General features: G+C 69.6%; 19 protein-coding genes and 1 tRNA gene. 15 read left to right on the plus strand and 5 right to left on the minus strand.

Annotation, left to right across the window (positions count from 1 at the left end):
• On the minus strand, nucleotides 1–763 hold a 763-nt coding region (locus P1P70_RS14815), incomplete at its 3' end, for a GAF domain-containing protein (RefSeq protein ID WP_413471471.1).
• Nucleotides 764–916: 153 nt separating this feature from the next.
• Between P1P70_RS14815 and P1P70_RS14820 the strand changes: the two genes are divergently transcribed.
• The 12 genes from P1P70_RS14820 to P1P70_RS14875 all read left to right on the plus strand — a co-directional run bounded on the left by P1P70_RS14820 (nucleotide 917) and on the right by P1P70_RS14875 (nucleotide 18,097).
• Nucleotides 917–2,683: an FAD-dependent monooxygenase gene (locus P1P70_RS14820; protein WP_319237310.1), complete on the plus strand. Its 1,767-nt coding sequence runs from the start codon at nucleotides 917–919 to the stop codon at nucleotides 2,681–2,683.
• Between the two features lie 229 nt (nucleotides 2,684–2,912).
• Nucleotides 2,913–3,812 carry an intradiol ring-cleavage dioxygenase gene (locus P1P70_RS14825; RefSeq protein WP_319237324.1) on the plus strand — a complete coding sequence of 300 codons (900 nt, stop codon included), beginning with the start codon at nucleotides 2,913–2,915 and terminating at the stop codon, nucleotides 3,810–3,812.
• 5 nt (nucleotides 3,813–3,817) lie between these two features.
• Nucleotides 3,818–4,885 (plus strand): maleylacetate reductase, encoded by a 1,068-nt coding sequence (locus tag P1P70_RS14830; protein WP_319237327.1) that lies wholly within the window; start codon nucleotides 3,818–3,820, stop codon nucleotides 4,883–4,885.
• A 180-nt stretch (nucleotides 4,886–5,065) separates the two neighbouring features.
• Nucleotides 5,066–5,977, plus strand: a complete 912-nt coding sequence (locus P1P70_RS14835) for a YceI family protein (protein WP_319237329.1) — start codon at nucleotides 5,066–5,068, stop codon at nucleotides 5,975–5,977.
• A gap of 237 nt (nucleotides 5,978–6,214) precedes the next feature.
• Nucleotides 6,215–6,397 (plus strand): FxSxx-COOH cyclophane-containing RiPP peptide, encoded by a 183-nt coding sequence (fxsA, locus tag P1P70_RS14840; protein ID WP_319237311.1) that lies wholly within the window; start codon nucleotides 6,215–6,217, stop codon nucleotides 6,395–6,397.
• A gap of 555 nt (nucleotides 6,398–6,952) precedes the next feature.
• Complete coding sequence (gene fxsT / locus P1P70_RS14845; protein ID WP_319237312.1) at nucleotides 6,953–9,433, plus strand: FxSxx-COOH system tetratricopeptide repeat protein; 2,481 nt, start codon at nucleotides 6,953–6,955, stop codon at nucleotides 9,431–9,433.
• Nucleotides 9,385–10,974, plus strand: coding sequence for an FxSxx-COOH system tetratricopeptide repeat protein (gene fxsT, locus P1P70_RS14850; RefSeq protein ID WP_319237331.1), 1,590 nt, complete (start codon nucleotides 9,385–9,387; stop codon nucleotides 10,972–10,974). Before fxsT (P1P70_RS14845) ends, fxsT (P1P70_RS14850) begins: the two co-directional genes overlap by 49 nt.
• Nucleotides 10,975–11,105: 131 nt before the next feature.
• Nucleotides 11,106–12,341: a TIR-like protein FxsC gene (locus P1P70_RS14855; RefSeq protein ID WP_319237313.1), complete on the plus strand. Its 1,236-nt coding sequence runs from the start codon at nucleotides 11,106–11,108 to the stop codon at nucleotides 12,339–12,341.
• 32 nt (nucleotides 12,342–12,373) lie between these two features.
• Nucleotides 12,374–16,342: an FxSxx-COOH system tetratricopeptide repeat protein gene (fxsT, locus tag P1P70_RS14860; RefSeq protein ID WP_319237314.1), complete on the plus strand. Its 3,969-nt coding sequence runs from the start codon at nucleotides 12,374–12,376 to the stop codon at nucleotides 16,340–16,342.
• A gap of 192 nt (nucleotides 16,343–16,534) precedes the next feature.
• A complete protein-coding gene (locus tag P1P70_RS14865) occupies nucleotides 16,535–16,726 on the plus strand; it encodes a hypothetical protein (RefSeq protein WP_319237315.1) in 192 nt (63 codons plus the stop codon).
• A 26-nt stretch (nucleotides 16,727–16,752) separates the two neighbouring features.
• Nucleotides 16,753–17,976: an FxsB family cyclophane-forming radical SAM/SPASM peptide maturase gene (locus P1P70_RS14870; protein ID WP_319237316.1), complete on the plus strand. Its 1,224-nt coding sequence runs from the start codon at nucleotides 16,753–16,755 to the stop codon at nucleotides 17,974–17,976.
• Between the two features lie 47 nt (nucleotides 17,977–18,023).
• A tRNA-Pro gene (locus tag P1P70_RS14875) sits at nucleotides 18,024–18,097 on the plus strand.
• A 56-nt stretch (nucleotides 18,098–18,153) separates the two neighbouring features.
• On the opposite strand, the gene P1P70_RS14880 is transcribed toward P1P70_RS14875, so the two are convergent.
• Nucleotides 18,154–19,251, minus strand: coding sequence for a helix-turn-helix domain-containing protein (locus tag P1P70_RS14880; RefSeq protein ID WP_319237317.1), 1,098 nt, complete (start codon nucleotides 19,249–19,251; stop codon nucleotides 18,154–18,156).
• Between the two features lie 315 nt (nucleotides 19,252–19,566).
• Here P1P70_RS14880 and P1P70_RS14885 point away from each other — a divergent pair, with 315 nt between their 5' ends.
• Complete coding sequence (locus P1P70_RS14885; protein ID WP_319237318.1) at nucleotides 19,567–19,746, plus strand: hypothetical protein; 180 nt, start codon at nucleotides 19,567–19,569, stop codon at nucleotides 19,744–19,746.
• 197 nt (nucleotides 19,747–19,943) lie between these two features.
• On the opposite strand, the gene P1P70_RS14890 is transcribed toward P1P70_RS14885, so the two are convergent.
• Nucleotides 19,944–20,930: a glycoside hydrolase family 43 protein gene (locus P1P70_RS14890; RefSeq protein ID WP_319237333.1), complete on the minus strand. Its 987-nt coding sequence runs from the start codon at nucleotides 20,928–20,930 to the stop codon at nucleotides 19,944–19,946.
• Nucleotides 20,931–21,073: 143 nt separating this feature from the next.
• On the opposite strand from P1P70_RS14890, the gene P1P70_RS14895 reads away from it, so the two are divergent.
• Entirely contained in the window at nucleotides 21,074–22,057 is a 984-nt protein-coding gene (locus P1P70_RS14895; protein WP_319237319.1) for an aldo/keto reductase, read from the plus strand.
• A 24-nt stretch (nucleotides 22,058–22,081) separates the two neighbouring features.
• On the opposite strand, the gene P1P70_RS14900 is transcribed toward P1P70_RS14895, so the two are convergent.
• Nucleotides 22,082–22,501: a MarR family winged helix-turn-helix transcriptional regulator gene (locus P1P70_RS14900; RefSeq protein WP_319237334.1), complete on the minus strand. Its 420-nt coding sequence runs from the start codon at nucleotides 22,499–22,501 to the stop codon at nucleotides 22,082–22,084.
• Between the two features lie 290 nt (nucleotides 22,502–22,791).
• Here P1P70_RS14900 and P1P70_RS14905 point away from each other — a divergent pair, with 290 nt between their 5' ends.
• Nucleotides 22,792–23,760: an alpha/beta hydrolase gene (locus P1P70_RS14905; protein WP_319237320.1), complete on the plus strand. Its 969-nt coding sequence runs from the start codon at nucleotides 22,792–22,794 to the stop codon at nucleotides 23,758–23,760.
• Between the two features lie 79 nt (nucleotides 23,761–23,839).
• Here P1P70_RS14905 and P1P70_RS14910 read toward each other — a convergent pair whose 3' ends face one another.
• On the minus strand, nucleotides 23,840–26,059 hold the full coding sequence (locus tag P1P70_RS14910; protein WP_319237321.1) for an NADP-dependent isocitrate dehydrogenase: 2,220 nt from the start codon (nucleotides 26,057–26,059) through the stop codon (nucleotides 23,840–23,842).
• Between the last annotated feature and the right edge of the window lie 314 nt (nucleotides 26,060–26,373).

Here is a 26,373-nt window from a genome sequence, read left to right on the forward strand (position 1 = left end):
AGATTTGTATAAGAGACAGCTCCCGCCCGGCCCGCAGATACGCGTCCAGCAGGATCCGCTCGGCCGGCCGCGACCGCGCCAGCAGCTCCGCCTCCACGGCGCCGGCGGCCGCCTCGGCGAGGGAGGCCCACGGGTGCGGAGCGCACCCGGCGCACAACTCGGAGGTGACCGTCACCGTGCCCACGGTCCGCCCGGTCTCCGGCCCGAGCACGGGCACGCTGACGGCGGACACGTCCTGCCACAGATCGAGGAAGTGCTCCGGGCCGTGCACCTCGGCGCGACGGCGGGTGCGCAGTGCCAGCGCCGCGCTGTTGGGGCCGACCACCTGCTCGGACAGGTCCTCGCGGCACGGATCGCCCGGCGCGCACCCGGTCGCCCACAGCACCCGCAGCCGCTCGTCGGTCAGCAGGAGCGCCGTCCTCCCGGTGCCCAAGGCGGGGGCCAGCCGTTCGAGCACCGGCCGGGCCGCCGCCAACAGGTCCGACTCGCCCGGTCGTACGCCGTCGGCGGCTTCGCCGTCGGGCCGTACGCCATCGGCGCACACGTCACCAGGCCCTGCACCGCCGTGGCGTACGCCGTCAGGCCCTACACCGTCAGGCCGTACGCCGTCATGTCGTACGCCGAAGAACCGGGCGCGCCTCCAGGCGGCGACCACCTCCTCCGGCACCCCGTCGGGCAGTCGGCGCCCTTCGAGGAACGACTCACGGGCCCTGCGCAGCGATGCCATGGCAGGGTCGACGGGGAGATGCTCGGCGGTGGTCACGACACCACTCACCGTACCTGCTGTGGTTGAACGGGCAACAACCACCTCGAGCAAACGGCACGCACTGTCTCTTATTGAGACACCCACGCTCCCGCGCCACCCTCCATGATCTTGAACGGTCGGTGCCTGTCCTCATTCCCTGGAGCGTCTCCCGTGCACATCGTCGAGCCCGATGTCGTGACCGACGTGCTGATCGTGGGCAGTGGCCCCGCCGGCGCCTCCGCCGCGCTCGCCCTGAGTACGTACGGCGTCCCGAACATCGTGGTCACCCGCTACGCGAGCCTCGCGGACACGCCCCGCGCGCACATCACCAACCAGCGCACCATGGAGGTGCTGCGCGACCTCGGCGTCGAGGACGAGGTCGTCGCGAAGGCCACGCCGCAGCGGCTGATGGGCGACACGACCTTCTGCACCAGCCTCGCGGGGGAGGAGTTGGGCCGGATCCGCTCCTGGGGCAACGACCCGCTCGTCCAGGCCGCGCACGAACTGGCCAGCCCCACCCGCATGTGCGACATGCCGCAGCACCTCATGGAGCCCGTCCTCGTCGACGCGGCCGTCGCACGCGGCACGAACCTGCGCTTCAGCACGGTCTACAAGTCCTTCGTCCAGGACGACGACGGCGTCACGGTCACCGTCGAGGACCGGCTGCGCGGCGACGAGTACACCATCCGCGCCAAGTACCTGATCGGCGCCGACGGCGGCCGCTCCCAGGTCGCCGAGGACGCCGGGCTACCCATGGGCGGCCAGATGGGCGTGGCCGGCAGCATCAACATCGTCTTCGACATGGACCTGTCCAAGTACACGGCGCACCGCCCGTCCACCCTCTACTGGGTGCTGGCCCCCGGCGCCACCGTCGGCGGTATCGGCGCGGGCCTGGTGCGGTGCGTACGCCCCTGGAACGAGTGGCTGATCGTCTGGGGCTATGACGTCACCGCCGGAGCCCCCGACCTGACCACCGAGTACGCCGAGTCGATCGTCCGCAGGCTGGTCGGCGACGACGAGATCCCGGTGACCGTCAAGTCGTCGTCGGCCTGGACCGTCAACGAGATGTACGCCGAGACCTACTCCGACGGGCGGGTCTTCTGCGCCGGCGACGCCACCCACCGCCACCCGCCGTCCAACGGCCTCGGCTCCAACACCTCCATCCAGGACGCCTACAACCTGGCCTGGAAGCTCAAGCTCGTCCTCGACGGCACCGCGTCCCCCGCGCTCCTCGACACCTACACCGCCGAACGCGCCCCGATCGGCAGGCAGATCGTCACCCGCGCCAACAAGTCCATCGGCGAGACCGCCCCCGTCTTCGAGGCGCTCGACGGGCTCGCCCCGCAGACCCCCGAACAGCTGTGGGCCAACATCACCGCCCGCAAGGACGACACCGAGGCCGCCGAGAAGCAGCGGGCGAGGCTCCGGGAGGCGATCGCGTTCAAGGTGTACGAGTTCAACGCGCACGGCGTCGACCTCAACCAGCGGTACTCCGCCGACAGTTCCGCGGCGGTCGTCCCCGACGGCACGCCGGACCCCGGCTTCGACCGCGACCCCGAGCTGTACCACCAGCCGACCTCCCGCCCCGGAGCCAAGCTCCCGCACGCCTGGATCACCTCCGGCACCCGCACCCTCTCCACCCTCGACACCGTCGGCCGGGGCCGCTTCACCCTGCTCACCGGTATCGGCGGCGCCCACTGGCTACGGGCCGCCGAGGCCCAGGACCTGGAGATCGCCACCGCCGTCATCGGCCCCGGCCAGGAGTACGAGGACCCGTACGGCGACTGGGCACGGCTCCGCGAGACCGCCGACGGGGGAGCGCTCCTCGTACGGCCGGACGGCTACGTCGCCTTCCGCCACGCGACGGCGGCCGCGTCCCCCGAGGAGGCCGAACGGCTGCTGACCGGGGCGGTGCGGCGGATCCTCGGGCACGGCTGACCGGAGGGCCTCAGACATGACCAGGGACGCGAGCGACAATCCGATGAGGGACGCGAGCCACGATCCGGCCGTGGACGCCGGCACGGGCCAGACCACGGGCCAGAGCACCGGTGCGAACACCGGGGAGCGCACCGGGGCGAATACCGGTGCGAACACCGGGACGAGCACCGGGACGAGCACCGCGCGCAGGGACGTCGACGAGGGCGCGAGCAGTGGTATGACCACGGACATGACCACCGAATTCACCACCCGCATCACGGAGGCCGTCGTCGCCAGCCTCGACGGCACGGCTGATCCGCGCCTGCGTGAGCTGCTGGCCGCCCTCACCCGCCACCTCCACGCCTTCGTCCGCGAGACCGAGCCCACGACGGCGGAGTGGGAGCGGGCGATCGCCTTCCTCACGGCGACCGGGCAGGCCTGCACGGACACCCGGCAGGAGTTCGTCCTCCTGTCGGACGTCCTCGGCGTCTCGATGCTCGTCGAGACCATCAACAGCGACGAGCGCGCGGGCGCGACCGAGTCGACGGTCCTCGGCCCGTTCCACATGACCGAGTCCCCGGCCCGCGAACTCGGCGCCGACATCGACCTGGTCGGCGCCGGCGAAGCGTGCGTGATCAGCGGACGTGTGCTCTCCCGGGACGGCACCCCGCTCCCCGGCGCGACCCTCGACGTCTGGCAGGCGGACGCCGAGGGCTACTACGACGTCCAGCAGCCCGACGTCCAGCCGGCGGGCAACGGCCGCGGACTGTTCACGGCCGACACCGAGGGGCGCTTCTGGTTCCGTACCTGTGTGCCGAGCCCGTATCCCATCCCCACGGACGGCCCGGTCGGTGACCTCCTCCGGGCGACGGCCCGGCACCCCTACCGCCCGGCGCACATCCACTTCATCGCCTCGGCCGAGGGACACACCCCGGTCACCACGCACATCTTCGTGGCCGGCAGCGAGCACCTCGACTCGGACGCGGTCTTCGCGGTCAAGGAGAGCCTCGTACAGGACTTCGCGGAGACCGACGACCCGTCGCTGGCACGGCGGTTCGGCATCGCGAACCCGTTCCGCCACGCGCGCTTCGACCTCGTGCTCAACACGTCGGACGACGTACCGGCCGAGCGCCACCCGGAGAGGTCGTGACGGCGATGGAGTTCGTGTACGAGGCCCAGCCGATGCGGGTCGTGATGCGCCCCGGCGCATCGGTGACGGCGGTGCCGGAGGAGGCCGAACGGCTCGGGCTGCGCGCCCTGTTGGTGGTCTGCGGGCCGAGAGGCGCCGAGACCGCACGGGCTGTCGCGCGGGCGCTCGGCGACGCGTGCGCCGGAGTGTTCGCGCAGGCTCGCCAGCACGTGCCCGTGGAGGTGGCCGACGAGGCGGTCCGCGCCGCGCGGGCCGTGGGCGCGGACGGCTGCGTGGCGGTCGGCGGCGGCTCGGCGATCGGACTGGGCAAGGCGATCGCGCTGCGCACCGAACTCCCGCTGATCGCCGTGCCGTCGACGTACTCGGGCTCCGAGATGACCCCGGTCTGGGGCCTGACCGAGCGCGGCGCCAAGCGCACCGGCCGTGCCCGGTCGGTCCTGCCGCGCAGCGTCGTCTACGACCCCGGACTCACCCTCACCCTCCCGGTGCCCCTCTCCGTGACCAGCGGCATCAACGCCGTCGCCCACGCCGCCGAGGCCCTGTACGCGCCGGACGCCTCGCCGCTGGTGTCGCTCACGGCGCAGGAGGGCGCCCGGGCGATGGCCGGCGCGCTGCCCGACGTGGCGGCCGACCCCGGGGACCTGGAGGCGCGCGGCCGTGCCCTCTACGGCGCCTGGCTCTGCGGCACGGCGCTCGGCGCGACCACGATGGGCCTGCACCACAAGCTGTGCCACGTCCTCGGCGGCACCTTCGGCCTCCCACACGCCGAGACCCACACGGTCGTCCTCCCGTACGCCCTCGCCTACAACGCCCCGGCCGCCCCCGAGGCCATGGCGGCGCTCGCCCGAGCGCTCACCACCGACGACGCCGCCCGGGGCCTGTGGGACCTCTCGGGCCGCCTCGGCGCCCCCCGGTCGCTGGCGGAACTCGGCCTGGCCGAAGCCGACTTGGCGACGGCTGCGGCGCAGGTGACGGCACAGGCGTACGCCAACCCGCGCCCGATCTCCACGGCGGACGCCCTGGAGATCCTGAGGGCGGCGCACGCCGGCGACCGACCTCCGGTGTGGACCTGACCCTCCCGCCCCGTCGACCCCGCCCGACGCACCGCCGCCGACGCGGTCGCACGACGCGAACGCGTGACGCGAATCGCCGCCGTGAATCGCCGCCGTGAACCGACGCCGTGAATCGACGCCGTGAATCGACGACAAGAACCGACGACAACAACCGATGACGAGAATCGAAAGGTGAACACCATGCCCCTCGGACTGCTCCGGAGGCGACGCGGGAATGCCCCCGGAGGCGCCGCGGGCGCCCTGTTCCCGGTGCCGGACGGCGCGGGTGTCGTCCTCCGTGAGGTGCTGGACCCCGTGAACCAGCCCATGGGCGCAGCGGACGTCACCGTGACGGAACTACGCAGCCACCGCGTGGCGGCACGCGGCGCGACCGACCCGTACGGCTTCTTCACGGCCGCTCTCCCACCAGGCACCTACAGCATGTTGATCATGGCTGAGGGATGGGAACCGCACCGGGAGACGGTCGAGGTCACCGCGGACACCGGTGTCTCACGGGAACGGGTGTGGCTGCAGTCGGCCCGCGCGCTGGAACTCCCGCCGCCCGGGACCTGGCTCTTCGACCCGCCCCACACCGCGATCCGCTTCATCGCCAAGCACGTGGGCATGGCCCATGTGCACGGCCGCTTCGAACGCTTCGAGGGCGGCCTCGCGATCACGCAGGACATGACGCAGTCACGCGTCCACGTCCGCATCGACGCGTCCAGCATCAACACCGGCAACAACACCCGCGACACGCACCTGCGTTCCGCCGACTTCCTCGACGTCGAACGCTTCCCGTACATCGACTTCACCAGCACGCGCTTCGCCTACCGCGGCGGCAGCAAGTGGACCCTCCAGGGCAGCCTCACCATGCACGGCGTCAGCCGCTCCGTCTCCCTCGACACCACCTACCTCGGCACCGTCAACGGCGGCTACGGCGAGGAACTCCGCTGCGCCGCCCTCGCCAAGTCCGAACTCCACCGCGAGGACTACACCCTGAACTGGCGCTCCATGCTCGCCCGAGGCATAGCGGTCGTAGGCCCCACCATCCAACTCGAGCTGGACGTCCAGGCGATGTACCGCACCCACGACACACCCACGCCGCCGGAGTAGACACGCACAGGGTGTGCGCGACCTCTGTTCGGATCCGGCTCTTTCGGAAGGGCGGCATTCAGTTTCAGGGATCGCCGCACCATTCTTCGGAATCCGCTGCCGAAACACCGCCCCCATGCGCAAGTATGGGACGAACTGTCTTGTGGACGTGCGAAGAGCACTGGCAGAGCAGGGACAGGGTCTACGCCGGGGCGGGGAGCTCTTCCGCATCCATCGGTTCTCAGGGGGCAGCAAGGCATGGACGCGCCTCGGAACAGCCACGACCGCACGCCGCAGATCGACATCTCCGACGTGTCGTCCGGTCGGCTGGAAGAGGTGGTCGGCGAGGAGACGGCGTTGGGTCACGCCGTGCGGCGCCTTCTTCAAGAGCGAGACAATGGGCCGAAGACGACCTGTGTCGTCTTCGAGAGTGCGCTGTGACGACGGCGGAGGCCGGGCCCGGCGGCTTGTCCATCCTCCCCTTCCAGCAATTCCTGCTGAAGAGACACGATTTGTGTAACCTTTCCTGTGGCTGTTGCCATGTGTTGAACACGCCCGTGAACAGGGACTGACCTGGTGCGCATCACCCTGCACGGTGGTGAACCGCTGCTCGTCGGAAGAGCACACGTCGGCGAGCAGCTCATCGTCGTCGGGGCGGGGAGGACGCGGTTGCACGGTACGGATCCGGGCAGCGCGGCCATGGTTTCTTGCGACCCGGAAGAGGCGGGTGACGGAGCCGGAGCAAGGCCTACTGGGCGGCGGTCCGGGATGTCCCCCTGTAACTGGGCGAAAGGGGCCGGGGATCCGCTTCCCTTGGATCGGCCGGGTATCGGTGCGGTTCAGTTCGACGGGACGCTTCACGCGGCGGTCGCCAAAGGCTCAGAACGACCTCGTCTCTTTCGGAATCCTGCAAGAGCCGTCCCGGACTCGCGAGACCGATCGCCACCCGCCCCTCCTGCCTTCTCAAGCCCATGCCCTTTGAGGAAGAGCAAGACGATGACCCATGACGACCGCGGCAGCGGAACCATCATCACCTTCTACTCCTTCAAAGGCGGTACGGGCCGCACCATGGCGCTCGTCAACACGGCCTGGATCCTGGCGAGCAACGGCCTGCGTGTCCTCGTCGTGGACTGGGACCTGGAAGCCCCGGGACTGCACACCTATCTCCAGCCTCTGCTTGCCGATCCGGAGCTCACCGAGAGTCCCGGTGTCATCGAGATGGTCGGCGACTTCGCCCGGCATGCGGTGGTACCCCTCGTGGACTCCGGCCCGGCCGGACCAACCCCGCAGAACGAAGCGGACCCACCTCGGCCGGAAGGAGCGGACCACCGGGAACGAGCACGGGTCGACCGGTACGCCATCAGCACCGAACTCAGGCTGCCACCGGGCGGAAAACTGGACCTCCTGCCCGCCGGAGTGCAGGACCCCGACACCTACGCGGTCAAGGTCAGCACCTTCGACTGGGGCACCTTCTACCGCATGGGCGGCGCCGACTTCCTCACCGCGCTCCGCAATGACATGGCCGCACGCTACGACTACGTGCTGATCGACAGCCAGACCGGCCTCAGCGACACCGCCAGCATCTGCACGGTCGTCATGCCGGACATCGTGGTGGACTGCTTCACCCTCAGCCGACAGGGCGTCAACGGCGCCGCACATGTGGCGCGCTCGATCCGCCGCATCGCTCATACCCAGCGCAACATCCGTATCGTGCCGGTCCCCATGCGCGTCGAGGACGCCGGCCGCGACCGTCTGGAGGCCGGCCGCTACCAGGCCCGCAGCCTGTTCGCCCCCTTCCTGGAGTGGTTGCCGCCCGAGGAACTGGACCAGTACTGGAGCAGCGTCGAGATCCCGTACAAACCCAGTTACGCGTACGAGGAGATCCCCGCCACCGTCGGAGAGCGCCGACAGGAGGGCACGCTGCTCTCCGCCTTCGAACGACTGACCGCTCGGCTCACCGACAACCGTGTGACCCAGCTGGAGAACATGCCGGAGCCCTACCGTAGGACGCTGCGCGCCGAGTACGAGCGGACCTCCCCGATCATGCGCAGGGAGTTCTACGTCAGCTACGCCGCTACCGACCGGCCGTGGGCCGACTGGACGGCCAAGGTGCTGCGGGCGGCCGGCTACGAGGCGACACTCGCCCCGATCGAAGCGGACGACGTCGGAGCCACCGCCGCACCGGCGGGTCTCAGGGCCACGCTGGAGGGCGAGGCCCGCATGGTGGTGCTGCTCTCGCCTCAATACACCGCCCAGCCGCGGGCGCGGGAGATCCAGCAGCGGATCAGCCGCAGGGATCCGTCCGGCCGGATCGGAATGGCCCTCTCTCTGCGGGTCGACGCTTCACCGCTCCCGGTGGAGTTCGCGCCCCTTCCGACGGTCAGCCTCGCTGGTGTCAGTGCCGAGGAGGCCGTGACCCGCCTGCTGACCACCGTCGACCGGGTCGGCGCGGCCGAGCCGGGGACTCGCCCAACGGTCGACGAACTGGCAGCGACGGCACCGCTTCCAGGTACTCCACCGCAGGTCATCGGGGGGCGACCACAACGCAACGCTGTCTTCACCGGCCGCCGCACACTCATGGAGAAGCTGCGTGACAGTTTGCTAGCCGGCACCACCGCCGTGTTGCCGCAAGCTCTCTACGGGCTGGGTGGAGTGGGCAAGACGCAACTCGCTCTCGAGTACGCGTACCGCTTCGAGTCGGACTACGCTCTCGTCTGGTGGATCAACGCGGCGGAGCCGACGCAGATCCGCCAGGACCTGATCACCCTGGCCGGGCATCTCGATGTGCCCCTTGTCGGCAAGGACTTGACGGCCGTATGCAACGAGGTCTTGGAGATGCTGCGTCGCGGCATCCCCCACGCGCGTTGGCTGCTTGTCTATGACAACGCCGAGAAGCCGTCCGACCTGGACGGTCTGGTTCCGGACAGTGGGCCCGGTCGCCACATCCTCATCACCTCGCGGAACCCCGCCTGGGCGGAACGCGCCGCGCGCGTTGAGGTGGACCTTTTCACCCGCGAGGAGAGCGTCGCCCTGCTGCGCCGCTACAACCCGGACCTGGAGCCCGCTGAGGCGGCCCGGGTCGCCGAGGAACTCGGGGACTTCCCGCTGGCCGTGAGCCTCGCCGCCGCCTCCGTTCAGGAATCGGCGATGCCCGTGGACACCTATGTGGAGATGCTCCGAACCCAGATGACCGACATCCTGCGCAGCCAGTCTGCACCCGACTACCCGACGTCGGCAGTGGCCACCTGGTCACTCGACCGACTGAAGTCCCGTACCCCCGCCGCGGCGGCCCTGCTCCAGTTGTGCGCGTTCTTCGGGCCTGATCCGATCCCCCGGGACATGCTCAGCAGCCGTCCGGCCCTCGAACTGCTCGAAGGCCACGATCCGAGCCTCTCCGACCCGCTGCTGATGAGCAGGCTCTACGAGAGATCGTCCGCAACGGGCTCGCCCAGGTCGACCAGCGGACCGACACGCTGACCCTGCACCGTCTCATCCAACGCGTGCTCCGGGACCAGCTCACCCCTGACGAGCAGACGGCCCTGCGGGAACGCGCTCAGGCCGTGCTGGGCCAGACCAACCCCAAGGACCCCGACGAGTCCGACACCTGGCAGCGTTACGCCACACTGCTGCCGCATCTGCGGCCCACCCGGGCAGAAGAGAGCCGCAACCTCCCGGTGCGGCAGTGGATCTGCGACACCGTGCGCTATCTGTGGCGCCGCGGCGACGCCGAGACCGCCAACAGCACGGCCCGGCAGGTCCTCGACAACTGGCTGCCCCGCTTCGGCGAGGACGACGCGCTCGTCCTGCGGCTGCGCACCGAACTCGGCAACGCGCTGCGTGAGCAGGGCCGCCTGCCCGAGGCGTACGAGGTGACCAGCGATGTCTTCGAGCGGGCCGGCAGGGTTCTCGGAGAGGACCACCCGTACACGTTGAGCGCGGCCATGAGTCTCGGCTCGGACCTTCGCAGCGTCGGCCGGTACGCCGACGCCATGGAGAGCGACCGGGAGACCCTGCGACGGACCAAGCGGCTCCTGGGCGATGGCCACGCACGTACCCTGGCCGCGGCAGGGAACCTCGCCGTGTCCGAGTTCCTGTCGGGCAACCGGCAGGCAGCTCGCGACACCAACCGGGAGATCCTGAAACAGCGGCGGGAGATCTTCGGCCCCGACCAGCGCGCCACGCTCAACTCCGCGACGAACTACGCCCGCGACCTGCGCGCCGCCGGAGCGCTTCACGACGCGCTGAAGCTGCTGCAGGACACGCTGAGGCGCAGTCGGCGCGCGCTCGGTCCCGGCCATCTGATCACCTTCCGCGCTTCCCTCGGGGTGGCCGTCCTGCACCGCCGGCTCGGCCAGTACGAAGACGCGTACGAGCTGACCAGCGAGACCTACGAGCAGGCGAAGAAACAACTGGGTTCCGACCATCACGACACCCTCGCCATCGCGACGAACCTGAGCGCGGACCTCTACGACCGGGGCGAGGCGGAAAGCGGCCGCGAACTGGCGAAAAACACCCTCGCCCACTATGAGCGCCGCTTCGGCCCGGACCATGTGTTCACCCTCACCTGCGCCAACAACCTCGCTGTGCTGCTCCGCCTGACCGGACAGCCGCAGGCCGCTCTGGAACTGTCGACCCGCACCGCCGACCGATTCCGCCGGCTGCTCGGGGCCCGGCATCCGTACACACTCACGTGCATGCTGAACCACGCGACGGACCTGTCGGCGAACGATGATCAACCCAAGACCGTGGCTGTGGCCCGTGAGGCCTACGAGCGCCTCACGGGTGTGCTCGGTGCCGACCACTACCTCTCCATCGCCGCCGCCTCGAACCTGGCGGTCCAACTGCGCCGGGACTCGTCGGACGAGTCCGAGAGGTCACACGAGGAAGCCGACCGCCTCCACGCCGAGGCGAAGCGGCGTGCTTGGGAGAGCAAGGAACTCGGCGGTGACCACCCGCTGACCGCGGCTGTCACCAACTGGCGGCCCATCGACGCGGATATCGAGCAACCGGTCAGCTGACGCCCGGGCTTGAGGACACCCAGCCGCGCCGGAGGCAGCACGGAGCCGAGGCCACCGTCGTCGACTGTTCACTCGACAGCCGCTCGGATGTCTGAGAGCGGCAGTGGCTGGGTAGTACCTCGGTGCCGTCGGTGCGGCGCGGCACGCTGGGGGGCGCCTTGGATCAGCCGTATTTCTTTCTCAGCTATGCCCGGTGGGACGACCGCGCTGCTTACGTGGGGCGGTTCTACAGTGACCTGCTGCAGGTACTTGACCTGCCCATGACAGTGGCGGCTCGGCAGCCCACCTTCCGTGACGTCGAGAACATCCTCCTCGGCGACGACTGGTTGCTGGAACTTAGCCGGGCGGTCGGCTCGTGCAGGGCCATGGTCGCGCTCTACTCGGAGGCGTACTTCCGCAGTGAGTACTGCGGCAAGGAGTGGACCCACTTCGCCGCGCGGGTGAAGCGCTACCAGGACAAGACCTCAGTCCAACCGCGAGCGCTGGTCCCTGTGCTCTGGGAGCCCGTGCCGCAGCGCCGGATGCCGGCCGAGGTCAAAGCCGTCCAGTACACCGAGCCGGGCCTCGGGGAGACGTACCTCGAGCACGGGCTGCTGCAACTGATGCAGTCGGACCCGGGTGGCGCGGCGTACTGGAACGTGGTCGAGCATGTGGCCCGCCGGGTGCGCGATGCGGCGGACCCGTTCAACCTTCCCGTCGACGAACCACCGGACTTCGACCTCTCGACCGTCCAGGGCTGTTTCCCGGCCGAAGAGGCGACCGAACTCGCCGGTCACGTCATGATATTCGTCGCGGCCGGCACCAAGTCGCGTCCCCCGATGGGTCGTTCCGGCACCACGTACTACGGGGAGGCGCCGTGCCTGTGGGCGCCGTACAGCCCACCGAGCCTCCCGACGGTGGTGGAGCGCGCGAAGCGCGTCATCACCGGGGACGGACACACCGCGAGCGTAAGGGCGGTGAGCACCCAGCTGATCCGCTGTCTCAACAGGGCACTCCACCTCAATCAGGCGTGTGTCCTGCTGGTGGACGCCTGGTCGGCGTGCGAGGCGCCGTATCGGGGGGTGCTCGTCAAATACGACCAGATGCACCACCCGACAACCGCGGTCCTGGTGCCCTGCCACGAGCACGACACGGAGTCGCGTACGGACAACGCGGAACTGTGGGACGGCGTCAGAGGCGTCTTCGAGCGGAACTGGATGCGCCGGAACGATCCCCACGACCCGGTGTTCTGGGCGCCGGTGGACCAGCACGACTTCGACGCCATGCTCGCACGGGCGGTGACCGTGACCCAGAACCGGATCGCCGCCAGGGGGAATGCCCGGCGTCTGCCACCGGGCCCGTCGCCCCAGCCGATGCCCCGACTCTGACGTCGCCCGACCACGACTGCCCAGGAGACCGGATGAGCCCCTCCAGCGCACGGGACGGCAAAGGCCAGATCATCACGTTCTACTCGTTCAAGGGGGGCGTCGGACGGACGCTGGCCCTGGCGAACGTCGCGTGGATCCTGGCCAGCCAGGGCAAGCGCGTCCTGGTCGTCGACTGGGACCTGGAGGCCCCAGGGCTGCACAGCTATTTCCACCCGCTGCTCACCGACCCCGAACTGCGTGACACCGACGGCCTGATCGACCTGCTGCGCGCATACCAGAACGAGGTGCTCCTGCCCGGTCGTCCAAAGGTCCCGCAGGACGACGGCTGGTTCCGCCGGACCCTGGACCTCACGCCGTACGTCGTCGGACTCGACCTCAGGTTCGCGAGCGGCGGGCGGCTGGACTTCCTGCCCGCCGGACGACAGAACGCGGCCTACTCGGACGCAGTCACCTCCTTCGACTGGCGTGCCTTCTACAGGGATCTCGGCGGCGGCAAGTTCCTGGCGGCGCTGCGCACGGAGATGGCCGTCCGCTACGACTACGTCCTGATCGACAGCCGTACCGGAGTCACCGACACCTCGGGCATCTGCACCGTGCTGTTCCCCGACCTCCTGGTACTGGGGTTCGTCTACAACCTGCAGAACATTCGCGGATCCGCGCACGTGGCGCGGGCTGTGACCCGGGGCGCCCAACGGAAGATACGCCTACTGCCCGTGCCCATGCGGGTCGAGGACGCCGAGCGGGAACGGTTGGAGATCAGCCGCGACCGCGCCAGGGATGTCTTCGGCGCTCATCTGTCGTGGGTGGGGGAGGACACCATCGAGAAGTACTGGGGCGATGTGGAGATCCCCTACAAGACGTTCTACGCGTACGAGGAGATTTTGGCGACGGTCGGGGACCGGCCGTTACAGGAAGGCACGGTACTGGCGTCATGTGAACGGCTGACGAACTGGCTCACCGAGGGCGAGGTCGAGCGCGTTGTTCCTCTGAGGGACGAGGAGAGGCAACGGCTGCTGACCGCGTACATGAACAAGAGCAGGGCCAGCAACGCCGCCCGTCTCCTGGTCAGTTACGCACCTGAGGACCGGATCTGGGCGGAGTGGGCAGCGTGGCATCTGGAGTCCACCGGGTTCCACGTCACTCTGCGGGACATCACCGAAACCGAGCGGCGCGAGACCGCTCCGGACATGTTGCGTACCCTGGCCGAAGTGGGCAGGGTCCTCGTTCTGCTGTCCGAGAAGTACGCGGCGCTGCCGCAGGCCGGGGCGCTCTGGAGGGCCTTGAAGGCCAGGGAACGGGCACTGGCCCCCGAGGTCGTGGCGGTTCGCATCCACGAGGCCACGCGCATGCTCGAGCCGCCCTTCGACCGCGCGGACGCCCCCAGCATCGCCCACCTCACGGCTGTGAACGCCGTACGCCGACTGCGGCAGAGTGTCGGCCCTCCCCCTTCTGCCCCGGCGCGCGGGGTACCCGCCCTGCCCACTCCGGAACCCCCGCGCTATCCGGGCACGACGACGCCTGTCGTGTCGCTGCCGCAGCAGAACATCGGCTTCACCGGACGGAACGCCCTGCTCCACGAACTGCGAAACCGGCTGACGTCCACCGAGGGATCCTCGAAGCCCCACGTCCTCGTGGGCCTCGGAGGGGTCGGCAAGACGCAGACGGCCCTGGAGTACACCTATCGCTATCTCGGCGCCTACGACGTGGTGTGGTGGGTTCCGGCCGCCGAACCCGCGGCCATCGCCTCCGGACTCGCGCGCCTCGCACCCGAACTCGGCATCGAACAGGGGGACGACACCCCGGCCACCGCCCAGCGCGTGCTCAGGGCTCTGGCCGGCGGAACGCCGTACGGCAACTGGCTGATCGTCTTCGACAGCGCGGGTGCCCCGGGCGGGACGGCCGAGTGGCTGCCCGCCGAGATGCCGCCGGGTGGGCATGTGCTCGTCACCTCCCGCGACCGCACGTGGGAAGAAGTCGGAAACGTACTCCCGGTCGAGGTGTTCAGCAGGGCCGAGAGTGTGGCTCTCCTCAGTCGGCACAACCCGAGCCTCGCCCAGGACAGTGCGGGGCAGATCGCGCACGAACTCGGTGACCTCCCCCTCGCCATCCACCAGGCCGCTGTGTGGCTGGACGTCACCGCCATGCCCGTCGACCACTATCTGCATCTGCTGCGTACACAGACGACGGAATTGCTCAAACGCACCGAGAAGCCCTCACTGGAGATGGCGGGCTGGCTTGTGTCGTTGGAGGAGATCCGGGCCAACAACCCCGCTGCGGCGGACCTGTTGGAGATCTGTTGTTTCTTCGGCGCCGACCCCATTCCCATGGATCTTCTTTACACCCCCTCCTTGATGGACGCCCTCACGCTCGACGAGGGCGTCCCCCGGGACGAGGTGACCATCGCGGTGACCATCGGCAAGATCTTCCAGGAGATCAACCGGTTCGGGCTGGCCCAAGCCAACAGGAGCGAGGGCACCCTCGTCGTCCACCGTCTCGTACAGGCCGAGGTCCGGCATTCGCTCCCCGCCGAGCGAAGCCTGCGCCTGCGTTCCGTGGTGCACGCGGCGCTGGCCGCCGGTAACCCCAGGGCCCCGGTCAACCCGGACAAGTGGCCCCGCTATGCGCAGTTGCTGCCGCACCTGTGGCCCAGCCGGGCAGCGGACAGCGATGATCGGGAAGTACAACAGTGGATCATCGACACCGTGCGCTGCCTGTGGCGCCGTAATCTGCTGGCATCAGCCAGGGACACCGCCCGGCGGGTCATCGAGGCATGGACCGAGCGCTTGGGCCCGGACAACATCCAGGTTCTGGCTCTGCGCATCCAACTCGGCAACGTGCTGCGTTCCCAGGGCGACTCGCGCGAGGCATGGAAGAACGACCGCGACGTTCACCGCAGGTTGGCGGCGCTCGAGAATCCTGATCGCCGACGAACTCTGTTCGCGGCCACGAACGTGGCCGCCGACCTGAACGCGCTGGGCCGCTACACCGAGGCTCGGGAGTGGGACCGCGCGACCTACGAGGCCAGCAAGGAGCTTTGGGGCCCCAACGAACTCAGGTTGTCCATGCACGCCAGCAATCTCGGTGTCGCCGAGTATCTGTGCGGGAACCGGCGCGCGGCGCTGGAGATCCACCGGAAGGTCTACCTCGACCGGCTCGAGCTCAATGGCCCCACGAACATCTACACCCTCAGCGCGGCCTCCAACTACGCCCGCGACCTGCGTGAGACGGGTGATCTCTGGACCGCACTCGTCCTTCTGGAAGAGACGTGTCAGAAGCTTTGGGAAAAGCTCGGCCCCAGGCACCCCCAGACGCTGTCCACCCAACGCAACCACGCGGTGGCACTGCGCCGGGCAGGCCGCTACGAGGAGGCCCACGACCTCGTCTCGTCCGTCCATCTGGTCTACGCCGAGGACCGGGGAAGGGACCACCCCGACACCCTCGCGGCCCGCGCCGACCTGGCCAACGTCCTCGCGGCCCTCGACGAGGTCGACAGCGCCCATGACCATGCCGAACACATTCTGGCCCGCCAGAGGAAGACGCTGGGGGCGTCACACCCCTACACACTGGGGTGTCAGAACAACCTGGCGATCTATCTACGGCTGCGCAGTCGGGCAGCAACTGCCCGTGCCACGTCCGAAGGTGCTCTGCGGGCATTGACCGAGACTCTGGGGGCGGACCACCCCTACACGTTGGACGCAATGATCAACTACGCCAATTGCCTTGCTGACGGCGGCGAGCCGGAGGCTGCCATCGACCTCGAACGCCGCGCGCTGGCGGGGGCGGTCGGGATCCTGGGAGACGACCACTACGACATCGTCACCTTGCGTTCCAACCTCGCGGTCGACCTCGCCGGGTGCGGCGCGACGGAGGAGTCGCAGGAGCACCGCAACGGCGCTCTGCAACTCGCGGTCCGCACCCTGGGCGAAAACCACCCGACCCACGAGGCGGTGGCGAGCGGAGTGCGTCTGGACGCGGACATCGAATCACCCTTCACCTTCTGATTCCGTGCCATGAACCAGGTTCAGGCTCAATCAGCGCGCCGAGGCTCTGTGTGGCACCCTGTGCAGGGTCCCGCCGTCCGATTTTGGCCGCTGCTATCCTCCGCACACGAGGGCGTATCCCGCCGAGCGGACGCCCCTGATCAGCTTTGACTCCTGAGGAGAGCGGTGCCATTTCAATCGTCCTCGACAGTCGTGCCCACCACGGCCCCTGTCATTCCCAGTGTGGGCCTGGAGCGGTCTGTCGAGGACCGTACTCGCACCGTCACCGCGAACAACGTCCTTGGCCACATGCTGCGCCGCCTCGAACAGGAGGCCGCTGATCCGGATGCCGCGCACTTCGCCGAGTTCGAGTCGGCAATCTACGCTGAATCACCGATGCGGTGACCTCTCCGTCGGTCCGGTTGACTTACGTGTCCCTGAGCCAGTTCATCCTCAAGGTGCACAGCCGTTGCAACCTGGACTGTGACTACTGCTACGTCTACCACTCCGCCGACACCAGCTGGCAGGCCAAACCCCGGGTGATGGAGCCGGCCGTCGCCCGGCAGGTGGTGCGGCGGGTCGTCGAGCACGCCGTGGCCCATCGGCTGCCCGATGTGCGGGTCGTCCTGCACGGTGGGGAGCCGCTGCTCCTCGGGGCCAGGCGGCTCGGGGAACTGCTCGAGGTTCTCGAGAAGGGGCTGGCGGAGGCCGACGTGCCCGTCCGCTTCTCCCTGCAGACCAACGGCGTGCTCCTCACCCCCGACAACCTGGACGTGCTGCGGCGGTACCGGGTCGGCGTCAGCGTCAGCCTCGACGGCACCCGCGCCGGCCACGACCGGCACCGGAGGTTCCCCAGGGGCCGGGGGAGCCATGGGCGCGTGCTGGAGGGCCTCGCTCGGCTCGGCGCGCCCGAGTACCGGCACCTGTACGCGGGCCTGCTGTGCACGATCGACCTGGCCAACGACCCCGTGGAGACCTACGAGGCCCTGCTGGACTCGCGCCCTCCGCGCATCGACCTCCTTCTGCCGCACGGCACCTGGGAGACCCCACCCCCGGGACTCGCCGATCGTCGGCAGCGGATACCCGTCGTTCCGCCCGTGACCGCTCACCCCATGACGCCGCCCAACCAGGGAGGGACGCCGTACGCCGACTGGCTGCGGCTCGTGTTCGACCGTTGGTACGACGCGCCCGTACGGGAGACAGGCGTCCGGCTCTTCGAAGAGCTGATGGCCGGTGTCCTCGGGGGCGCGATGCGCACCGAGTCCGTCGGCCTGGCCCCGGCGACGCTGGCCGTCATCGAGACCGACGGCTCCATCGAGCAGTCCGACTCCCTCAAGGTCGCCTACGAAGGGGCGCCGGAGACGGGTCTCGACGTCTTCCGGCACACCTTCGACGAAGTCCTCGACCAACCGCAGATCCGTCAGCGCCAGTCGGGCACCGTCGGGTTGGGGCCCATCTGCGGACGCTGCCCCCTGGTCACCGTGTGCGGGGGCGGACTCTTCGCCCACCGGTACGCCCCCGGCACCGGCTTCCGCAACCCGTCCGTGTACTGCGCCGACCTGGCCGCACTGATCCTGCACATCCGGGCCCGCCTTCGCGCGGACCTCGCCGGGACGCCGCAGGGGCTGCCCGAACTCGGTGCCAGGGGCACGTAGGGTAGGGTTTACCTGCGCGTTCACACGGAGCACCGTGACGGACGCGACGGGACGTGGCGCAGCTTGGTAGCGCACTTGACTGGGGGTCAAGGGGTCGCAGGTTCAAATCCTGTCGTCCCGACTTGCTGAGCGGCAGGTCGAAAGCCGTATCGGTGCAGCCGGTACGGCTTTCTCGGTTCAGGAGGAGGACTCGGTGTACGCGCGCTCGCAGTAGGGCCAGTCACCGAAGTCGCCCGCGCGTTCCCACAGTCGGTGGGCCGCCTGGATGTTCCACTCCGGTTCCAGGGCCTTGCGCGGGGTGCCGCCGAGTTCGCGCAGCCGGGTGTCGGAGATCTGGAAGACCCCCCAGTTCCTGGTGCCGTTGGTGTTCGGCAGGATGTGGAGCGGGTCGAGGAACGACTGGCAGTCGGCGATCGCGACCGCGTGGTCGGGGTCCTCCGCGAACACCTGGCGGATGCGCTGTCGCACCTTCTTCGGTGACCAGCTTCGTACGCGCGCCTTCGGGGCGTAGAGCGCCCGCTTCGTCTCGGTGCCGACCACGCCGTCCGGATCGAGGTCGTGCAGCACCTGGAACGCGGTGACGCGACGCAGGGTCTGCGGTCCGAAGGAGCTGTCCACGGAGATGTCCGCGCCGGCCGCGGCGAGCAGTCGCTGCACCTCCTCGACACAGGTGTCGTGCTGTCCCATGCCGACCGGTTCCGCGCACGCGGCCGAGAACAGCAGTCGTCCGTCGTCCGCGTCCTCGGCGGCGGCCCGCTGACGGGTCGCCAGGGTCATCCAGGTCCCGCCGGCCACCAGAAGGAGGAGGCACAGGCCGAGGATCGGCAGCGCGCGTCGGCGCCAGGGGTTGACCGCCGCTGCCGCTGCTGCCGCCGTCCCGGTCCCGGTCGCCGTCGGCGCGGCATCAACCACCGCCGTCGGCACCGGTTCCGTCACGTCCGTTCTCGCGGGGGACCCGACCGCTTCCGGAGACTTCGACTCCCCTTCCGCTTTCCCTTCCCCCGCGCCCTCGCCCGCGTCGCGCATCCGGCTCATGTCCGCGACGGCCCAGAGCCGGTGCAGTTCTCGTAACTCGGTCGGGGAGGCTCCGCAGATCAACGCGAAGCGGTGTACGGGGCCGTAGTCCGGCGGTACGAACGAACCCGAGCAGTAGCGGTGGAGGGAGGATCTGCTGCTGCCGGTGCGCTGGGCGAGCGCTTCGTAACTCAGGCCGGACCGCTCCTTCAACGACCGCAGGAACGCCGCGAATCGTTCCGGATCGACGGTGGCTGTCACAGGTTGCCCCTAGTAATCGGTCGGTCGGAGATCGGACCCTAGAGCATTTTCACCTCGTGCGCATCTTGTGTTCGTCGCGTGTGTGTTCGGTGCATGCTCCATCGATGGTCCCACCGGCGTCCCAGAGCCGGGGGAAGTTCCCAGGCGGCGTGGGGGACGGCATCCCACCCTCCCGCTCGGGACCACGCCGGCCGCCGCGAGCGGGACGTACAGCGGGCTCGCGTACGTCTACGGTGCCGACAGCTACACCGACGACACCAGAGGTACTTCGCCCTCGGTGTCGACGGATCAGTCGGCCAGGAGACCTTCGGGCACATGGACAAGTGGCTGTACTTCGTGTTCGGCAGCACCGCCGACGGCCTGACCGCGAACCTGCGTTACGACGGGATCGTGCGCGACTTCAACCTCAGCCGCAACGCGGACGGCAACTACACCTTCCCCGACGGTGACGGCAGCACGCGGGTCGTCGGCTACAACTACCTGAGCTGCACCTGACCGATCCGTACCGGACGGGCCCCGATCCGTACCGGACGGGCCCCGATCCGTACCGGACGGGCCCCGATCCGTACCGGACGGGCCCCGATCCGTACCGGACGGGCCCCGATCGGTAGCGGACGGACCTCGACCGCGAGCGCCGAGCCGCGCATGTCCCTCCCCGGGGGAACATGCGCGACTGGTCGCGGGCGTCGGGGTCAGCCGCCGCCGTCGAGATCGGCACGCCTGCGCAGCACCCGCAACTCGCTGCCGGCGAACTCCATGTCGTAGAGCTTGCCCCGGGCCTTCTCGAAGGGGCGGTGGACGATCATCGTCAACTGTCCGTCGAACGTGCGGAACAGCATGCCGTGGCCGCTGTCCTCCCGGACCAGCGGCCGTCGTTGCTCCCACGGCCCCGTGAGGTCACCCGATCCGGAGACCGCGTAGGTCTGGACGTAGCCGCCGCTGATGGTGCCGTCGTCGCCGGCCACGTTCTTCTCGTACGTCGACCACAGCATCAGCAGGGAGTCGTCGGGCGTCCGGTACAGCTGGGGGCCGTCGGTGATGTACGGCGCGAGCTGGTGCGGCACCCCGCCGGGGATCTGCTCGGTGAGCCAGGACGCGTCGGAGGCCTTGAAGAGGAAGACCGGTTCCCCGATGGTCCGGGTCAGGTCGGGCGCCAGCCGGATCGCCTCCATGGTCCCGTCGACGGTCTGCAGCCACTCGTGCGCGTACACCATCCAGGGCTGCCCGGACGGGTCGACGTAGAGCGTGCCGTCGAGGGTCATGAGGTTCTCGGGCGGGGTGGGGCGCGCCGGGTCGACGACGGTGAAGGGCCCCGTCAGGGAGTCCGACACGGCCGTGATGGTGCCGCGCATGTGGTTCGGCAACCGGAACGGCGTGCCCCACCGGTTGGCCGGCGGCACCTCCAGCGGCTTGTTCTCGTCGTGCAGCGTGGTGAACAGGTAGTACCGGCCGTCCCATGCGTGCACCTCCGGCGCCCACGCGCCGTCGCTCGCCCAGATCCCCGGCTGGTCGGCCGTCCGGAAGACCACCACGGGACGGGTCCAGTCCCGTAGGTCGGTGCTGCGGTAGACCATCGTCCCGGTGCCCTCCACACCCGAGACGGCCGGGTCGTTGGACGTGTAGAGGTGGTACGTGCGGGTCGTGTCGTCGGCGACCACGAACGGATCGTGCAGGGGCATCTCGGGAAGCCGCAGCTCGGGACGGTGCGTCGGTTCGATCACGGTCGAAGAATAGTGCGCGGCAATGGCGTTGACTTCGCGTGCGCTTCAAGTTGCAGACTCCCGTGCGGGCCCGAGAGCCGGGCGGAAGGGGAGGCAACGGCATGAGGTACCGCACGATCGGCAGTGACCCCGGGACCCGTCGCGAGGTCAGTGTGCTCGCGCTCGGCGCGATGTTGTTCGGCTCGCGGACGGACGAGAGGACGTCCTTCGCGATACTCGACCGCTACGTCGAAGCCGGCGGGAACTTCATCGACACGTCCGACAACTACGCCTACTGGACCGACGGCGGGCAGGGCGGCCAGAGCGAGGAACTGCTCGGCCGCTGGCGGCGCAGCCGGGGCGTCGGTGACGAGATCGTCATCGCCACCAAGCTGGGCGCCCGGCCCCTCGCGCCCGGCACCGGCTATGTCGACAACGCCGAGGGCCTGTCGGCCGCGGTCATCCGGGAGTCGGCGGAGCGCAGCCGGGAGCGGCTCGGGGTGGAGCGGCTCGACCTGCTCTACGCGCACATCGAGGACCGTACGGTGTCGACGCGGGAGACCGTCGAGGGGTTCGCGGCCCTCGTCGCGGAGGGCACGGTCGGGCTGCTCGGCGTGAGCAACCACGCCGTGTGGCGGGTGGAGCGGGCGCGCGCCCTCGCCGCGGCGGCCGGCCTGCCGGGCTACGAGGTGCTCCAGTACCACCACAGCTACCTGCGGCCGCGGACCGACGTCCCGGACGACCTCTGGGCGGACGGCACCCTCGGCGCGGCCACCGCCGAACTGCTGAGCTATCTGGAGGCCGAGCCCGACCTCACTCTGGTCGCCTACTCACCGCTGCTCAAGGGCGGTTACGTACGGCCGGACGCGCTGCCGTCCGACTACGACCACCCGGGCACCCCCGCCCGGACGAAGGTGCTCGGCGAGGTGGCGCGGGAGACCGGCGCGACCGTCAACCAGGTCGTGCTGGCCTGGCAGTCGGGGGGCCGGTTCCCGATCGTTCCGTTGGCCGGGGTGTCGTCGGTGGCGCAGTTGGAGGAGAACCTGGCCGCGGTGGAGCTGGAGTTGACGCACGAGCAGCGGGTCAGGCTCGACGCTGCGAACTGAGGCGCGGGAGCCCGCGCCGGCCGGTCACGTCCGGCTGACGTTGGAAGTGAGCAGCCGCAGCAACTGCTTGGCCATGGTGTGCTGTTCGGGGGACAGCCCCATGGCCTCGCCGATCTCCACGGGGACAGTCCGGGCCCTCTCCTCGAGCCGGGCGCCGGAGTCCGTGAGGCGGATGGCGACGGAACGCTCGTCGTCCCTGCGGCGCTCGCGCCGCAGCAGGCCGCCGGCCTCCAGGCGCTTCAGCAGCGGGGAGAGGGTGCTGGACTCCAACTGGAGCGCCGCGCCCAGGTCGCGCACGGAGATCGAGTCCTGCTCCCAGAGCACCAGCATGACGAGGTACTGCGGATAGGTCAGCCCCAGCGCGTCGAGCAGCGGCCGGTAGCGGGCCGTCACCGCGCGCGAGGCGGCGTACAGGGCGAAACAGAGCTGGTCGTCCAGGAGCAGTGTGTGCCCCTGGGCCGGTTCCGCCCCGGCAGCGCTCACGATGTCGCCGGCTGTGCTCACGGTGTCGCTCCTCGGTCCCGTGCTCTGCATGACGATCTCCCACCCTACCTGCGAGTCACTCCATTCTATCGTGCACGAAGTGATTGTGCAGGAAGTGATCGCTCGGCAATAAATCGTGGGCATATCAGTTGTGCACGATTAAATAGGGCGCTACTCTCGTGGTGTGCCGCCGACCCGGCGAACGACGCCGGCCGACCCCCTCCCGCGGCACCCGCTCCGAGGAGATCGTCATGACCGAGACCACCAACCGCCGGCCCGTCCTCGAACCCGCCGCCGCGGCCTTCGCCGAGGCGACCGCGAACCCGCCGTACCTCTTCGACCTCGGTCCGGTCGAGGGCCGCAAGGTCGTCGACGAGGTGCAGTCGGGCGACATCGGGAAGCCGGCCGTGGACGAGGAGTGGGTGACCGTGCCGGGTGGGCCCACCGGCGAGGTCAGGGCCCGTGTCGTCCGCCCGGCGGGAGCCGAGGGAGTGCTGCCGGTGATCCTCTACATCCACGGCGCGGGCTGGGTGTTCGGCAACGCCCACACCCACGACCGGCTGGTGCGCGAGCTGGCCGTGGGCGCGCGGGCCGCGGTCGTCTTCCCCGAGTACGACCTCTCGCCCGAGGCCCGTTACCCGGTCGCCGTCGAGCAGAACTACGCGGTGGCCCGCTGGATCGTCGCCGAGGGCGCCGGCCGTGGTCTGGACGCCGGCCGGATCGCCGTGGCCGGTGACTCCGTCGGCGGCAACATGACGGCCGCGCTGACGCTGATGGCCAAGGAGCGGGGCGATGTCCCGCTGGTCCAGCAGGTGCTGTTCTACCCGGTGACCGACGCCGCATTCGACACGGGCTCCTACGGCCAGTTCGCCGAGGGCTACTTCCTGCGACGCGACGCCATGCGGTGGTTCTGGGACCAGTACACGACCAGCGAGAAGGACCGCGCCGAGATCACCGCCTCACCGCTGCGCGCCACCACCGAGCAGCTCCAGGGGCTCCCGCCCGCCCTCGTGATCACCGCCGAGGCCGACGTCCTGCGCGACGAGGGCGAGGCGTACGCGAACAAGCTGCGCGAGGCCGGGGTGCCGGTGACCGCCGTGCGCTACCAGGGCATCATCCACGACTTCGTGATGCTCGACGCCCTGCGCGGGACGCAGGCCGCCGAGGCCGCCATCGGGCAGGCGATCGCCACCCTGCGCACGGCGCTCGGCACCGACTGAGCGTGGAGCGGGGCGGAAAGCGGCCGACCCCGGCCGGGAGTGGTCCCGGCCGGGGTCGGCGTCATGCGGAGGCGAGGGCTCAGGCGAAGTTCGCCAGCGCCTCGTTCCAGGTGGCCGACGGGCGCATGACCGCGGCGGCCTTGGCCGGGTCGGGCTGGTAGTAGCCGCCGATGTCGGCCGGCTTGCCCTGGACGGCGATCAGCTCGTCGACGATGGTCTGCTCGTTCGTCGTGAGGGTCTCGGCGAGCGGGGCGAAGGCCTTCGCCAGGTCGGCGTCGTCGGTCTGCGCGGCCAGCTCCTGGGCCCAGTACAGGGACAGGAAGAAGTGGCTGCCGCGGTTGTCGATACCGCCGATACGACGCGAGGGGGACTTGTCCTCGTTGAGGAAGGTCGCCGTGGCGCGGTCCAGGGTGTCGGCGAGGACCTTGGCCCTGGTGTTGCCGGTGGCCGTCGCGTACTGCTCAAGCGACGGCACCAGGGCGAAGAACTCACCGAGCGAGTCCCAGCGCAGGTAGTCCTCCTTGACCAGCTGCTGGACGTGCTTCGGGGCGGAGCCGCCGGCGCCCGTCTCGAAGAGGCCGCCGCCCGCCATCAGCGGGACGACCGACAGCATCTTGGCGCTGGTGCCCAGCTCCAGGATGGGGAACAGGTCGGTGAGGTAGTCACGCAGCACGTTGCCGGTCACCGAGATGGTGTTCTCGCCGCGGCGGATGCGCTCCACCGACAGCTTGGTGGCCTCGACCGGGGCGAGGATGCGGATGTCCAGGCCCTCGGTGTCGTGCTCCGGCAGGTAGGCGTTGACCTTGGCGATCAGGTTGGCGTCGTGCGCGCGGGTCTCGTCCAGCCAGAACACCGCCGGGTCGCCGGTGGCGCGGGCGCGGGTGACGGCCAGCTTGACCCAGTCGCGGATCGGGTCGTCCTTGGTCTGGCAGGCGCGGAAGATGTCGCCGGCGGAGACCGTCTGCTCGATCACCACGTTGCCGGCCTGGTCGACGAGGCGGACCGTGCCGGTGGTCGGGATCTCGAAGGTCTTGTCGTGGGAGCCGTACTCCTCGGCCTTCTGCGCCATGAGGCCGACGTTCGGGACGGAGCCCATGGTCGACGGGTCGTAGGCGCCGTTGGCGCGGCAGTCGTCGACGACGACCTGGTAGACACCGGAGTACGAGGAGTCCGGGAGCACCGCGAGGGTGTCGGCCTCGGCGCCGTCCGGGCCCCACATGTGGCCGGAGGTGCGGATCATGGCCGGCATCGAGGCGTCGACGATGACGTCGGACGGCACGTGCAGGTTGGTGATGCCCTTGTCGGAGTCGACCATCGCCAGCGCCGGGCCCTCGGCGAGCTCGGCGTCGAAGGAGGCCTTGATCTCGGCGCCCTCCGGCAGGGCCTCCAGGCCCTTGTAGATGCCGCCCAGACCGTCGTTCGGGGAGAGACCGGCCGCGGCCAGCGTCTCGCCGTACTTCGCGAAGGTCTTCGGGAAGAAGGCGCGCACCACGTGACCGAAGACGATCGGGTCGGAGACCTTCATCATCGTGGCCTTGAGGTGCACGGAGAACAGCACACCCTCGGCCTTGGCACGGGCGACCTGCGCGGTCAGGAACTCGCGCAGCGCGGCGACCCGCATCACGGAGGCGTCGACGACCTCGCCCGCCAGGACGGGTACGGACTCGCGCAGCACGGTGGTGGAGCCGTCGTCGCCGACCAGCTCGATCTTCAGGGAGCCGGCCTCGGAGATCACCGCGGACTTCTCGGTGGAGCGGAAGTCGTTCTCGCCCATGGTCGCGACGTTCGTCTTGGAGTCGGCGGACCAGGCACCCATGCGGTGCGGGTGCGTCTTGGCGTAGTTCTTGACCGACGCGGGGGCGCGGCGGTCCGAGTTGCCCTCTCGCAGGACCGGGTTCACGGCGGAACCCTTGATCTTGTCGTAGCGGGCGCGGATCTCGCGCTCCTCGTCCGTCTTCGGGTCGTCCGGGTAGTCCGGCAGGGCGTAGCCCTGGCTCTGCAGCTCCGCGACGGCGGCCTTGAGCTGGGGGATCGACGCCGAGATGTTCGGCAGCTTGATGATGTTCGCCGCGGGGGTCTTCGCCAGTTCGCCCAGCTCGGAGAGGGCGTCGGGGATGCGCTGCCCTTCCTCCAGGTACTCCGGGAAGACGGCGATGATGCGTCCGGCCAGCGAGATGTCACGGGTCTCGACGGAGACACCGGCCTGCGAGGCGTACGCCTTGATCACGGGCAGGAACGAGTGGGTCGCCAGGGCGGGCGCCTCGTCAGTGTGCGTGTAGATGATGGTCGAGTCAGTCACCGGGTGCTCCGCTCCACGTCTGCAACATTGCTCGACATCAAGATATCTCGTGTGGGGGTGGGACTCGACAGGGGTTCGGTGTGTGCGGGGGCTCACCTTGGATCTTTCTCGCCCCCGCCGCCCCTACCCGTCCCATCCCCAGGGGCTGCGCGTCCCTTCGATCCCCGCGTCAAAGACTCGGGGCTCCGCCCCGGACCCCGTTCGCGCAGTTCCCCGCGCCCCTGAAGAAACGGCCGCAGGCCTTTCAGGGGCGCGGGGAACTGCGCGACCAGCCCCCACCGGACCCGCGCCTGGGGGTCGAAGGGGCGCAGCCC

The sequence above is a fragment of the Streptomyces sp. MB09-02B genome (assembly GCF_033794485.1).
Lineage (GTDB): Bacteria > Actinomycetota > Actinomycetes > Streptomycetales > Streptomycetaceae > Streptomyces.